Origin of the sequence: Pseudomonas sp. URMO17WK12:I6 (assembly GCF_003253625.1) — a bacterium.
Taxonomy (GTDB): Bacteria; Pseudomonadota; Gammaproteobacteria; order Pseudomonadales; family Pseudomonadaceae; genus Aquipseudomonas.
Map to the genome: position 1 here is coordinate 170,212 of NZ_QKYZ01000008.1, position 13,788 is coordinate 183,999.

Annotated in this window: 12 protein-coding genes and 1 pseudogene; 6 read left to right on the forward strand and 7 right to left on the reverse strand. The window is 59.2% G+C overall.

Annotated features, from left to right (window positions below; all coding sequences use genetic code 11):
• Positions 1–92: 92 nt before the first annotated feature.
• Both F475_RS16585 and F475_RS16590 read right to left on the reverse strand, forming a co-directional pair.
• Complete coding sequence (locus F475_RS16585) at positions 93–1,409, reverse strand: CynX/NimT family MFS transporter (protein ID WP_111454310.1); 1,317 nt, start codon at positions 1,407–1,409, stop codon at positions 93–95.
• The gene (locus F475_RS16590) at positions 1,399–2,058 is read right to left on the reverse strand and encodes a FadR/GntR family transcriptional regulator (protein WP_018927106.1); all 660 of its coding nucleotides are present in this window, start codon (positions 2,056–2,058) and stop codon (positions 1,399–1,401) included. The genes F475_RS16585 and F475_RS16590 overlap by 11 nt, the downstream gene beginning before the upstream one ends.
• Before the next feature lie 210 nt (positions 2,059–2,268).
• Here F475_RS16590 and F475_RS16595 point away from each other — a divergent pair.
• Positions 2,269–2,727 (forward strand): annotated as a pseudogene (locus F475_RS16595) (transposase).
• Positions 2,728–2,869: 142 nt separating this feature from the next.
• Here the strand turns inward: F475_RS16595 and F475_RS16600 are convergent.
• The 4 genes from F475_RS16600 to F475_RS16615 all read right to left on the reverse strand — a co-directional run bounded on the left by F475_RS16600 (position 2,870) and on the right by F475_RS16615 (position 7,032).
• Positions 2,870–3,634, reverse strand: a complete 765-nt coding sequence (locus tag F475_RS16600) for an amino acid ABC transporter ATP-binding protein (RefSeq protein WP_007936266.1) — start codon at positions 3,632–3,634, stop codon at positions 2,870–2,872.
• 11 nt (positions 3,635–3,645) lie between these two features.
• Positions 3,646–4,743, reverse strand: a complete 1,098-nt coding sequence (locus F475_RS16605) for an amino acid ABC transporter permease (RefSeq protein ID WP_018927108.1) — start codon at positions 4,741–4,743, stop codon at positions 3,646–3,648.
• A 10-nt stretch (positions 4,744–4,753) separates the two neighbouring features.
• Entirely contained in the window at positions 4,754–5,935 is a 1,182-nt protein-coding gene (locus tag F475_RS16610) for an amino acid ABC transporter permease (protein ID WP_018927109.1), read from the reverse strand.
• Positions 5,936–6,000: 65 nt separating this feature from the next.
• The gene (locus F475_RS16615) at positions 6,001–7,032 is read right to left on the reverse strand and encodes an amino acid ABC transporter substrate-binding protein (protein ID WP_018927110.1); all 1,032 of its coding nucleotides are present in this window, start codon (positions 7,030–7,032) and stop codon (positions 6,001–6,003) included.
• A 469-nt stretch (positions 7,033–7,501) separates the two neighbouring features.
• On the opposite strand from F475_RS16615, the gene F475_RS16620 reads away from it, so the two are divergent.
• The 5 genes from F475_RS16620 (at position 7,502) to F475_RS16640 (ending at position 12,741) form a co-directional block, all read left to right on the forward strand.
• Complete coding sequence (locus F475_RS16620) at positions 7,502–8,158, forward strand: alpha/beta hydrolase (protein ID WP_111454311.1); 657 nt, start codon at positions 7,502–7,504, stop codon at positions 8,156–8,158.
• Positions 8,159–8,243: 85 nt separating this feature from the next.
• Positions 8,244–9,731, forward strand: coding sequence for an ATP-dependent RNA helicase RhlB (rhlB, locus tag F475_RS16625; RefSeq protein WP_018927112.1), 1,488 nt, complete (start codon positions 8,244–8,246; stop codon positions 9,729–9,731).
• A gap of 139 nt (positions 9,732–9,870) precedes the next feature.
• Positions 9,871–10,818: an ornithine cyclodeaminase family protein gene (locus tag F475_RS16630; RefSeq protein WP_177431113.1), complete on the forward strand. Its 948-nt coding sequence runs from the start codon at positions 9,871–9,873 to the stop codon at positions 10,816–10,818.
• 60 nt (positions 10,819–10,878) lie between these two features.
• Positions 10,879–12,006: an FAD-binding oxidoreductase gene (locus F475_RS16635; RefSeq protein ID WP_064620178.1), complete on the forward strand. Its 1,128-nt coding sequence runs from the start codon at positions 10,879–10,881 to the stop codon at positions 12,004–12,006.
• Positions 12,007–12,099: 93 nt separating this feature from the next.
• Entirely contained in the window at positions 12,100–12,741 is a 642-nt protein-coding gene (locus tag F475_RS16640; RefSeq protein ID WP_018927115.1) for a transcriptional regulator, read from the forward strand.
• Between the two features lie 86 nt (positions 12,742–12,827).
• On the opposite strand, the gene F475_RS16645 is transcribed toward F475_RS16640, so the two are convergent.
• On the reverse strand, positions 12,828–13,604 hold the full coding sequence (locus F475_RS16645; protein WP_064620181.1) for an ABC transporter substrate-binding protein: 777 nt from the start codon (positions 13,602–13,604) through the stop codon (positions 12,828–12,830).
• Positions 13,605–13,788 lie beyond the last annotated feature (184 nt).

A 13,788-nucleotide genomic window follows, 5' to 3' on the forward strand; every position in this document is an offset into this window, starting at 1 on the left:
TCCGAAAAATAGGCAGATTGCCAGCACGATAATCTGCAAACGGACGAAACACCATCAGCATTCGCCCCCCGAATACCGACAGTGTGTGCGAATCAGATCTTTTCGCTTTCGACCTGCACATACAGCGAACGCCCTGCGCCGAGGCCGGCGATGATCGCGCCGAGACCGATGACACCGAAGATCCAGCCCAGCGCGGTCCAGCCGCCAGTCCAGTCATGCACCACACCGACTGCGAACGGCCCCATGGATGCCAGGGTGTAGCCGAAACCCTGGGCCATGCTCGACAGGTTGGCGGCGACATGGGCATCCCTCGAGCGCAACACGATCAGGGTCAATGCCAGGCTGAACGTAGCGCCCTGCCCCAGTCCCAGCAGGATTGCCCAGCCCCAAAGGCCGTCGATCGGCGCATACAGGCAACCGAACAAGCCGCCGAGGGTCATTGCCATGACGATCACGATCGCCAGCCGCTGATCCTTGCCACGGGTCGCCAGCCACGGTGCCGCCAACGAGCTGATCAACTGGACAATCACCGACCCCGACAGCACCAGACCGGCCTGGGTTGGCGTCAGACCGCGACCGATCAGAATCGACGGCAGCCAACCGAATACGATGTAGGCCAAAGACGATTGCAGGCCCATGTACAAGGTCACTTGCCAGGCCAGCGGATCGCGCAACAGGCCTCGGACCCGATAGGCAACGTTATGTGCGCCGTGTTTCTGACCGACTTGCGGCAGCCAGAACATCGCCGCGACCAAGGCCGGAACCACCCAGAAGCCAAGGCCCAGCGCCCAACTCTTGTCGAAATGTTCGCTCAACGGCACGGTCGCGCCGGCCGCCATGGCCGCGCCCAGGCACAGGGCCATGGTGTAGACGCCGGTCATGGTGCCGGCCTGTTTCGGGAAGTCGCGCTTGACGATGCCGGGCAGCAGCACGCCGATCACCCCGATGCTGGCGCCGGCCAGCACGCTGCCGGCGAAAAGGCCGATCTCGCCGAACGAGCTGCGCAGAATAATCCCGCCGGCCAACATCAGGAGAATCCCCAGCACCACCCGCTCGGCACCAAAACGTCGCGCAAGCACCGGCGCCAACGGCGCGAACAGACCAAGGCAAAGCACCGGCAAGGTGGTCAGCAAACCGGCCTGGGCAGCCGATAGCCCCAGTGTTTTCGAGACCTCGCTGAGCATCGGCGCCATGCTCGACAGCGCCGGACGCAAGTTCAGCGCCACCAGAATCAGCCCCAGCAGCAACAGCCACGGGCGCCGCAGGAGCGGGTGACTTCGCTGAACCTCTGCGTCATCGGCCTCGGCGTCGATCAACAGCTCTTCGAGCTCCGCCGTCCGCTTGAGCTCGGTGATGCGGCTGTGGCTCGCCTGCTGACTGGGCATCGGGTTCTCGGTTTCAAGGTTCATTGATCAATTGCCTCATCAGGGCTTTGGCCCGTTCCGGGTCGCGTTGTTCGACGGCATCGAGCAGCTCGATATGCAGGTCGAACACCGCTTGGCGTCGGGGGGTGACGTTCAGGGTCTGACGCAACTGCGCGCCCACGACACTGGAAAAGTAGCGATACAGCTCGCTGAGGGTCGGGTTGTGCGCCGCGTCCACCAGACGACGGTGAAACACCAGGTCACAGGCGATGTAGGTGTCGAGATCGCCGTGGTAGTGACTGCCGCTGACGCCCAGCGCCTCGCGCAACGCCACCAGGTCTTCATCGGTGCGGCGTAATGCAGCCAGACCGATGGCTTCGACTTCCAGAATGTGCCGGGTTTCCCGAGCCTGTTCCTGAGAGCAGCGGGACAGCGCCTTCATCGTATCCAATGGATCGACTACCGCCCGCAGGTAGCTGCCGTCGCCCTGGCGGATCTCGATCAACCCGGAAAACGCCAACACGCGCATGGCTTCGCGCACGGTGTTGCGACTGATGCCCAGCTCCGTCGCCAATTCCGGCTCGGTGGGCAAGCGCTGGCCGACCGTCCAGACACCTTGATTAATGCGCAGGCGCAACTGGTCCAGGGCCTGATCGACCAGAGATCGTTTAATTAATGGAGAAATATCTGACATAAGATTCGCCCTTTCATCCAATCATAGGATGAATTTTCTGACATGTTAGTCAGCTTCGTCCGACAAGGCAACGGGCTCACGCAAACCCTGTAGGAGCCGGCTTGCTGGCGATGGCGATCGTACCGACACATTCAGAACTGAACTTTGGCAATGCCCCTCACTATTGCGTACTAGCCTTCTGTTTCTCTCAAAACACAGGAGGGCAATGGAATGCTCGATCTTCCCCATGCCAATCGCTTACGCGCCGGACGTTATTCCCAAACCGGCCAAATCTACCTGCTGACAGCTGTCACCTGGAATCGCACCCCGTTTTTTACTGACTGGCGGGCATGACGTCTGGTGGTAGACCACTTTCGTCAGGCGCAGACAGAAGAATGGGTCGATTCCCTCGCCTGGGTGGTGATGCCCGACCATTTTCATTGGCTGGTCGAACTGAAGAACAACTCGTTGTCGGCGTTGGTGCTGGCAACCAAATCGCGCAGCGCGCGGGCGGTAAACGCGCGACTGGAGCGCAGAGGGATGGTATGGCAGAGAGGTTTCCATGATCGCGCGATTCGCCGTGAAGCGGATCTGCAAGCAGTCGCCCGATACATCGTTGCCAATCCATTGCGTGCGGGGCTTGTCACACGTGTGCACGATTACCCATTGTGGGATGCCAAATGGCTATAGCCGGGATACTCGGTGGCGTCTGGTATGCCGCCATCGCCAGCAAGCCGGCTCCTACAGGGTTCGCGGTCAGCAGGTGGAGCGTTTCATTGGAGCAAAAAAAACCCGGAACAGAGTCCGGGTTTATTTCACTGCCAAGCGTCTATCAATGCAGGATCTGGCTCAGGAACAACTTCGTCCGCTCGTTCTGCGGGTTGTCGAAGAAGTCGTTCGGCGCGGCCTGTTCGACGATTTCACCCTTGTCCATGAAGATCACGCGGTTGGCCACGGTACGGGCGAAGCCCATTTCGTGGGTCACGCAGAGCATGGTCATGCCGTCTTCGGCCAGGCCGATCATGGTGTCCAGAACCTCTTTCACCATCTCCGGGTCGAGTGCCGACGTCGGCTCGTCGAACAGCATGATTTTCGGTTTCATGCACAGGGCACGGGCAATCGCCACGCGCTGTTGCTGACCACCGGACAGTTGCCCCGGGTATTTATGCGCCTGCTCTGGAATGCGTACGCGTTCCAGGTAATGCATGGCGATTTCTTCGGCCTTGCGCTTGGGCATCTTGCGTACCCACATCGGCGCCAGGGTGCAGTTCTGCAGAATGGTCAGGTGCGGGAACAGGTTGAAGTGCTGGAACACCATGCCGACTTCACGACGGATCGCTTCGATCTGCTTGAGGTCGTTGGTCAGTTCCACGCCATCGACCACGATACGGCCCTGCTGGTGTTCTTCCAGGCGATTGAGGCAACGGATGGTGGTGGATTTGCCGGAACCCGACGGACCGCACAGCACGATACGCTCGCCCTGCTTGACGTTCAGATTGATGTCTTTCAACACGTGGAACTGGCCGTACCACTTGTTTACGCCCTGCATCTGAATAATGCCTTGAGGACTCACAGGCTGTTTGATCGCTTCACTCATAAACTACGCTCCTAACGCTTGTGGCCAGTGTCCAGCTTGCGTTCCAAATGCATGGAATAGCGGGACATACCAAAACAGAAAATCCAGAACACCAGGGCCGCGAACACATAGCCTTCAGTGGCCATGCCCAGCCATTTCGGGTCGGCGGCGGCTTGCTTGACGCTGTTGAGCAAGTCGAACAGGCCGATGATGATCACCAGGCTCGTGTCCTTGAACAGCGCAATGAAGGTGTTGACGATGCCAGGGATTACCAGCTTCAGGGCTTGCGGCAAAATCACCAGGCCCATGCTGCGCCAGTAACCGAGGCCCATTGCCGCAGCCGCTTCGTACTGACCTTTAGGGATCGCTTGCAGACCGCCACGCACCACCTCGGCGATGTAGGCCGACTGGAACAGGATCACGCCGATCAACGCCCGCAGCAATTTGTCGAAGTTCATGCCTTCGGGCAGGAACAACGGCAACATCACCGACGACATGAACAGCACCGTGATCAACGGCACACCGCGCCAGAACTCGATGAAGGTCACGCAGACCACCCGAATCGCCGGCATGTTCGAACGACGGCCCAGGGCCAGCACGATACCCAGCGGCAGTGCGCCGACGATACCAACGGTAGCGATCACCAGGGTCAGCATCAGGCCGCCCCACTGGCTGGTCGCCACCTGGCTCAGACCGAATACACCACCGTGCAGCAGGAGGTAGGCAATGATCGGATAGAGCACCAGAAAGCTCAGGCCGTAGATTGCCTTGTGCGGAACACGTGCGATGAACAACGGCGCCACGCCGATAACTGCCAGCCACACGGTCAGGTCCACGCGCCAGCGCAAGTCCACCGGGTAGTAGCCATACATGAACTGGCCGAAGCGCTGCTCAATGAACACCCAGCAGGCGCCGGCCTTGGTGCAATCGGCACGGGTGGTGCCGACCCAATTGGCGTCGAGAATCGCCCAGCTCACGAGAGGCGGAACTATCAGGTAAATCAGATAGAACGCGAACAGCGTCAGCAGGGTGTTGATCCAGCTGGAAAACATGTGCGCCCGCATCCACGCCACAACACCGATGCTACTGCTCGGTGGAGGCATGTCGGGTTTGAAAGTATGAGTCGTCATGCGCTCTTCCTTACCGCTCGATCAGCGCAATGCGCTTGTTGTACCAGTTCATCAGCAGGGAAATGCTGATACTGATCGCCAGGTACACGCTCATGGTGATGGCAATGACTTCGATCGCCTGTCCGGTCTGGTTCAGCACCGTACCGGCAAACAACGACACCATCTCCGGATAACCGATACCGGCCGCCAGCGAGGAGTTTTTCGCCAGGTTCAGGTATTGGCTGGTCAGCGGCGGAATGATCACGCGCAGGGCTTGCGGGATGATCACCTTGCGCAGGGTCGGACCGTTGCGCAGCCCCAGCGAGTGAGCCGCTTCGGTCTGGCCGTGGCTGACCGACTTGATCCCCGAACGCACGATTTCGGCGATGAACGCCGCGGTGTACACCGTCAGGGCCAGGGTCAGTGCCAGCAGTTCAGGGATCAGCACCCAGCCGCCTACAAAGTTGAAACCTTGCAGCTGTGGCATTTCCCAATGCAGCGGCGCGCCGAAGATCAATGCGCACAACGCAGGGATCACCAGGAACATCGCCAGGCCTACCCAGAATTTGTGGAACGGTACGCCGGTCTCTTCGAAACGCTTGTTGGCCCAGCGGCACATCAGCACGATCGCGACAATGGCCACGACGATGCTCGCCACAAACGGCCAGAAACCGTTCGCTATCAACGCTGCCGGCATGTTCAGGCCGCGGCTGCTGACGAAGAAGGTGTCGCCGAAGTTATGGCTATTGCGCGGCCCTGGCATGGTGAGAAACACCGCGAAGTACCAGAACAGGATTTGCAGCAGCGGGGGAATGTTACGGAAGACCTCGACATAAACCGTCGCCATCTTGGCAATGATCCAGTTCTTCGAGAGTCGTGCCACACCGACGATGAAACCGAGGATCGTCGCCAGGATCACGCCGATGAACGTCACCAGCAAGGTGTTGAGCAGGCCGATGACAAACACCCGGGCATAACTGTCCGATTCGGTGTAGTCGATCAGGTGCTGAGCGATGCCGAAACCGGCGCTGCGCTCAAGAAAGCTAAAACCGGAGGTAATGCCCCGGTGTTGCAGGTTGGTTTGAGTGTTGTCGAACAGGTACCAACCCATCCCGACCACGGCGAGAACCGTAATGATCTGAAACAGCCACGCACGCACTCGCGGATCGCTGAGGCTGAACCTCTGCTTTGGTGCGCCGATTGAATTTTGCATGAAGTGCCCCGGAAATAATGGAACAGAACATCACCCGGTGGTTGGCCCACCGGGCGATAGAACCATCAGCGCACTGGTGGTGCGTATTGAATGCCGCCGTTGGTCCACAGGGCGTTCAAGCCACGATCGATTTCCAGCGGAGTACCCTTGCCGAGGTTTCTCTCGAAGACTTCGCCGTAGTTACCGACCTGCTTGACGATTTTCACCACCCAGTCTTTCGGCAGCTTCAGATCCTTGCCGTACTCACCGTCGGCGCCCAGCAGACGAGCAACATCCGGGTTCTTGGTCGACTTGGCTTCTGCCTCGACGTTCTTCGAAGAGATACCGGCTTCTTCGGCGTTGAGCATCGCGTAGCCAACCCAACGAACGATTGCCAGCCACTCATCGTCGCCGTTACGCACGACCGGCCCCAAAGGCTCTTTGGAGATGGTTTCAGGCAGAACGATGTAATCTTTCGGCGAGGCCAGTTTGCTACGCTGTGCATACAACTGGGACTTGTCGGAGGTCAGCACGTCGCAACGACCGGATTCCAGCGACTTGGCGCTTTCATCGGAAGTGTCGAAGGTGATCGGGGTGTACTTCAGGCCGTTGGCGCGGAAGTAGTCGGACACGTTCAGCTCGGTGGTGGTACCGGCTTGAATACAGATGGTCGCGCCATCCAGTTCCTTGGCACTTTTCACGCCCAGCTTGCTGTTGGCCAGGAAGCCTACGCCGTCGTAATAGGTGATGAAGCCAGGAAACTTCAGGCCCATGCCAGCGTCACGGGAGCTGGTCATGGTGGAGTTGCGCGACAGCATGTCGATTTCGCCGGATTGCAGAGCAGTGAAACGCTCCTTGGCATTCAACTGGCTGAATTTGACCTTGGTCGCATCACCAAACACTGCAGCAGCTACAGCGCGGCAGAAGTCAGCATCGATGCCAACGATCTTGCCGGTAGAGTCCGGAACCGAGAAACCCGGCAAACCGTCACTCACACCGCACTGTACAAAACCTTTCTTCTGCACTGCATCCAGGGTTGCACCCGCCTGAGCGAACCCACTGACACCGAGCACTGCAGCTGCAGTCACGACGGCCAGGGTGGATTTCAACATCTTCATTCAAACCTCCAGTTTTGCTCTTGTTGTGTCGGAGCTTGAGCCCTGTCGCACCCTTTTGAGGCGTTGCTGACCCTTGTTGGCTTTTTTTAGGGTCAACCGACGTAAGGACCGTCGCTATGAGTCTAGTAGGAGAAAATCCACATCATGGATAACTCACTTCTCACCAATCGGCCGAACGGGCTGTAGCCCTTTCACGTTCGCGAAGCCCGTAGCGGCCACTGGCGAACATCCATCACCGGATTCTTTGCTATCCCACGACTAGCCATACACTGATAGTGTTACCGCCAGGCACGAGATTGGTTGCACAGGGTTCCCCATAGCAAAGCCCGTACCAGACCGCTCGCTAAAGCGATTCAGCGACAGGTCAATAGAAAAACTTTCAACCTTGCGACATCTTCTTAACTGATCAACCGATGGCGCACTCGAACCTCGCACACAATGAGAGCGCACGCACAACAATGGAGCAGACATGACCGAGCCCCTGATTCTTCAACCCGTCAAGCCCGCAGACGCCTGCGTAATCTGGCTGCATGGGCTGGGTGCCGACCGCTACGATTTTTTGCCGGTAGCTGAAGCGTTACAGGAAAACCTGCTCACTACCCGTTTCGTTTTGCCCCAGGCTCCGACCCGCGCCGTCACCATTAATGGTGGCTACGAGATGCCAAGCTGGTACGACATATTGGCCATGAGCCCGGCACGCGCCATCAGCCGCGAGCAGTTGGAGGAGTCCGCGCAACGGGTCGTGGATTTGATTGAAGCGCAGAAGGCCTGCGGAATAGACGCCTCGCGGATCTTTCTCGCCGGTTTTTCCCAGGGCGGCGCCGTGGTTTTGCACACAGCCTTCCTGAAATGGCAGGGACCGTTGGGCGGTGTACTTGCGCTCTCGACTTATGCCCCGACATTCAGCGATGAACTGGAGCTTTCCGCCAGCCAGCAGCGCATTCCCGTGTTGTCGTTGCATGGTCAGTATGATGACGTCGTGCAAAACTCCATGGGCCGGACCGCCTACGAGTATTTAAAGCAGCATGGTGTCACCGTGACATGGCAGGAATACCCAATGGGCCACGAAGTGTTACCCGAAGAAATTCGCGACATCGGCGTCTGGCTCGCCGAGCGTTTGCGCTAAAAGCTACCCTTTGATCCATCGCACTACGCCGCGCCCGATTCTTGCATTACACTGGCCGGCGTACATTCCTTAACCAATTGATGAGATGACCGTGCTCAAAGCACTCAAGAAAATGTTCGGTAAAAGCGAGGCTGAGCAGCTCGCGCCAGGCTCCAGCGCTCCTTCTCATACCCCCAGCCACCGTACCGACGGTAATCAGCCTGGCCGGACCGCAACCGTAGCGGCACCGAAACACGAGCCGGTGACCACACCGACCGCCCCCTCTGCTCCGGCCATTGCCTCTGAACAGCCGCGCAGCGAAGCCCCGAAACCGGCAAAACCACGCCGCGAACCGAAGCCAAAGGCGCCGGTCATCCCCTGGAAACTCGAAGACTTCGTCGTCGAACCGCAGGAAGGCAAAACCCGCTTCCACGATTTCAAACTCGCCCCCGAGCTGATGCACGCCATTCAGGACCTGGGCTTTCCTTATTGCACGCCGATCCAGGCGCAGGTGCTTGGCTTCACCCTCGCGGGCAAAGACGCCATCGGTCGCGCCCAGACCGGTACCGGCAAAACCGCCGCGTTCCTGATTTCGATCATCACGCAGCTGCTGCAAACCCCGCCGCCCAAAGAACGCTACATGGGTGAACCGCGAGCACTGATCATCGCCCCGACCCGGGAACTGGTGGTGCAAATCGCCAAGGACGCGGCCGACCTGACCAAGTACACCGGCCTCAACGTCATGACGTTTGTCGGCGGCATGGACTTCGACAAGCAGCTCAAGCACCTCGAAGCCCGTCACTGCGACATCCTCGTGGCCACTCCGGGCCGCTTGCTCGACTTCAACCAGCGCGGCGACGTGCACCTGGACATGGTCGAAGTCATGGTGCTGGACGAAGCCGACCGGATGCTCGACATGGGTTTCATCCCGCAAGTGCGTCAGATCATTCGCCAGACTCCACCGAAGAACGAACGTCAGACTCTGCTGTTCTCCGCGACCTTCACCGACGACGTGATGAACCTGGCCAAGCAATGGACCACCGACCCGTCGATCGTCGAGATCGAAGCGCAGAACGTGGCCAGCGAAAACGTCGAGCAACACATCTACGCAGTGGCCGGCGCCGACAAGTACAAACTGCTCTATAACCTGGTCAACGATAACGGCTGGGAACGGGTGATGGTCTTCGCCAACCGCAAGGACGAAGTGCGGCGCATCGAAGAACGCCTGGTGCGCGATGGCGTCAACGCCGCGCAACTGTCCGGCGATGTGCCGCAGCACAAGCGCATCAAAACCCTGGAAGGTTTCCGCGAAGGCAAGATACGGGTTTTGGTCGCCACCGATGTGGCCGGTCGCGGCATTCACATCGACGGCATCAGCCACGTGATCAACTTCACCCTGCCAGAAGTCCCGGACGACTACGTGCACCGCATCGGTCGTACTGGCCGTGCCGGCGCCGATGGTGTGTCCATCAGCTTTGCCGGTGAAGACGACTCCTACCAGCTACCGTCCATCGAGGCGCTGCTGGGTCGCAAGATCAGTTGTGAAACGCCACCGACGCATCTGCTGCGGGCGGTTGAGCGCAAGCGCCCATAACACGGGTCGCAGAATAAAAGGCGCAGCCGGAAACGGACTGCGCTTTTTTTTCGTCCGGTTTTTTCAACAGGAGCTTGCTCGACACAACTAAAAGTCCATAATGGACAAATTAGTTTACTTTCCGAACCCGGAGCCGACCATGCCCAGCACGCCTTACATGATCACCCAACCCCAGGCCTGCGAACTGCTGGCGCAAGTCGACGTGCCGCAGATCCTGCGCAAGCTGTTCCGCGACCTGGCCGCCGGGCAAGCCGTGCAACCGGCCCAGCAGTTGGTGGAATTCCCGAAAGGTGCCGGGGACTTCATCAACTACTTGGGCGTGCTGGCCGAAGATGGCGTGTATGGCGTCAAGACATCGCCCTACATCGTGCGTGAACAAGGCCCATTGGTGACCGCCTGGACGCTGTTGATGTCGATGCAGACCGGCCAGCCGCTGCTGCTCTGCGATGCCGGTGAACTGACCACCGCACGCACCGCGGCGACGACGGCGGTGGCGGTCGATGCCCTCGCACCGCTGAAGGCCCAACGCCTGGCGATCATCGGCAGCGGCAAGGTGGCCCAGGCGCACCTGCACTACGTGAAGAACCTGCGAGACTGGCAAAGCATCAGCCTGTATTCACCGAGCTTGCGCGGCAAGAACGCCGAGGCGCTGGCGCAACTCGAAAGCCTCGATCCACGGCTGACCCTCGCCGACAGTTGCGAAACCGCGATTCAAGACGCCGATGTGATCATGCTTTGTACTTCGTCCGCCGGCCCGGTGATCGACCCGTCCATGTTGAGCAAACCGGCACTGATCACGTCCATCAGCACCAATGCTCCGCGTGCCCATGAAGTGCCGCCACAGAGCCTCAATGACATGCAGGTATTCTGCGACTATCGCCAGACCACCCCGGGCTCGGCCGGCGAAATGCTGATCGCCGGTGAACAGCATGGCTGGGACAAGCGCTCGATAGTCGGCGACCTGCCCGACTTGCTCAGCGGAAAAGTGCAGCGCCCGGACTACGACCGACCTGTGTTCTTCCGCTCCATCGGCCTGGGCCTGGAAGACATCGCACTGGCCAATGCCATTTACCGCCTACTGGGCTAACACCCGTTCCCACAGGGATCCCCAACAATTTCGGCATTTACGCCCCATCAGGAGACGTTCATGAGCCAGGCAGACTTCATCATTATCGGCGGCGGGATTGCCGGTGCTTCCACCGGTTTCTGGCTGTCGCAGCACGGACGGGTGATTGTGCTCGAGCGCGAATCCCATCCGGCCTATCACTCCACCGGACGCTCGGCGGCGCTCTACACCGCCGCCTACGGCACGCCCCAGGTTCGGGCATTGACCCTGGCCAGCCGCGATTTCTTCGATGCACCACCGCCCGGTTTCTGCGAACACCCGCTGCTGACCCCGCGCGGTGAGATGACCGTCGACTTCACGGGCGATCCGGCCGAGCTGAACAATCAATACCTGAGCGCCAAAGCCACCGTGCCGCAGATGCAACTGCTCAGCGCCGACGAAGCCTGTGCGCGTCTGCCGATCCTGCGTCGGGAAAAAGTCCATGGCGCGATCTACGACCCAACCGCCAGCGACATCGATACCGATGCCCTGCACCAAGGCTATCTGCGCGGTATCCGGCGCAATAAAGGCGAGGTGCATACCGACAGTGAAGTGCTGAGCCTGGCCCGGGATACCGAAGGGCTATGGCAGGTTCAAACCGCCACTCAGACCTTCAGCGCCCCGATCATCATCAACGCCGCCGGCGCCTGGGCCGACAAGGTTGGCGAGCTGGCCGGTGCACGGCCTCTGGGCCTGCAACCCAAGCGCCGGGCAGCCTTTATCTTCGCCGGCCCCGAGGGCCTGGATAGCCATGACTGGCCAATGCTGGTCAGCCTCGATGAATCGTTCTACATGAAACCCGACGCCGGCATGTTCCTCGGCTCACCGGCCAACGCCGACCCGGTGGAGCCGCACGACGTGCAGCCCGAAGAACTGGACATCGCCATGGGCATCTACCAGATCGAAGAGGCCACCACCCTGACCATCCGCCGCCCGACCCGCACCTGGGCCGGCTTGCGCAGTTTCGTGCACGACGGGGATTTGCTGTCCGGCTTCGATCAACACGTACCGGGCCTGTTCTGGGTGGCGGGACAAGGCGGCTACGGCATCCAGACGTCACCGGCCATGGGCCAGGCCAGTGCTGCACTGGTACGCGGCGAAGCCTTGCCCGAACAGCTCACCCGTTTCGGTCTGGACGCCGCGATGCTCTCCCCCGCCCGCCTGGGTTGATCCTGATCCTCAGGTGACGTGCCCACACGATTGCGGCAAACTTCCAGTGCCCCTTTTTAAAGGGGCACTGACGCTGGCCTGGAGCTCCACTGTATGAACGCACCTGAAAAAAACTCGGCCCTGGACAATGTGTCCATGGACAACTTCCGCGCGATTGCCGATGCCATCGCCACGTTGTTCTTCCCTCACGCCGAGGTGGTGCTGCACGACCTGCGCACACAAAAGGTCGACTACATCGCCAACAACCTGTCCAAACGGGAAATTGGAGACGACTCGTCGCTGGAGGACATGCTCAGCGAAGAGGTCAGTGAACGAAACATCGGGCCGTACGAAAAGCTCAACTGGGACGGCCAGAAGATTCGCAGCCTCAGCAGCGTGCTGCGCGACAGCGAAGGGCAACCGCTGGCAGTGCTGTGCATCAACCTGAATATCTCGTTGTTCGAGAACGCGAAGGCGGCGCTGGATTTGTTCCTGTCGCCGACCAAGCTGATTCCGCAACCGGACTCACTGTTTCGCGATGACTGGCAGGAACGGATCAACACTTTTCTGCATGCCTGGCTGCGCGAGCGCCAGTTGAGCCTGAATGTGCTGACCCGCGACCACAAACGCGAACTGGTGCTGGCGCTGCACGCCGAAGGCGCCTTCAAAGGCAAAAGCGCCTCCAACTACGTGGCCAATGTGCTGAACATGGGCCGGGCGACGGTGTACAAGCATTTGAAGGAATTGAAGGGCTGAAAATCAAAAGATCGCAGGCTGCGCCAGCTCCGACAGAGAAATGTGGTCCTCTTTAGGAGCTGCCGAAGGCTGCGATCTTTTTCCGATCAATCGCCGTAGATGTCGGACTTGAAGTACTTCTCCGAAATCTTCTGGTATTCGCCATTGGCGCGAATGCCGTCGATGGCCGCGTTCAGTTCACTGACCAACTCGGTGTTGCCCTTGCGCACGGCAATCCCGGCGCCCTCACCCACGTATTTCGGATCCTTGAGTTCCGGCCCGACAAAGGCGTAACCCTTGCCGCGCGGCATGGACAGGAAATCACTCAATGGAATGGTGTCGGCAAAAATGGCATCGAGGCGACCTGCCGCCAGGTCCATGTAGATTTCTTCGTTGTTGCCGTAACGCTTGACGTTGATGCCCTTCGGTTCGAAAACCTCGGTGGCGTAACGGTCGGTAGTGGTTGCGCGTTGAACGCCGACTGTCTTGCCCTTGAGGCTGGCGTACTGGTCATCGACCGCCGCGCCTTCCTTCATCACCAGTCGCGATGAGGTGAAGTAGTACTTGTGGGTGAAATCCACCGACTTCTTACGGTCTTCATTGATGGTCATGGACGACAGCGCCATGTCGATTTTCTTCACTTTGAGGGAAGGAATCAGACCGTCGAATTCGCCTTCGACCCATACACACTTGACCTTCATCTGCGCGCACAGGGCGTTGCCGATGTCGTAGTCGAAACCGACAATTTCACCTTTGTCGGTTTTCGATGCGAACGGCGGATAAGCCGCTTCAATACCGATACGCAGGCTTTTCTCGGCAGCGAACACGCTACTGCACGCCAACAGGCTCAGGGCCAGACCGGTGATGAGGGGGAATTTCTTCATGTTCGTTCTCTCGCGGGTTGTTGTTGGTTTGGCAAGACAGAAGAAAAAGCTGAAACAGGGAACGCCTTTTTTGTACTTATAAATCCATACTGGACTTTTATGTATTAACCGTCAATCGGGCGCATACAGATCTTCCAGCCTCTGGTCGGGAGGGGAATCAGTGGATTTTTGGGTGATGCAGAAG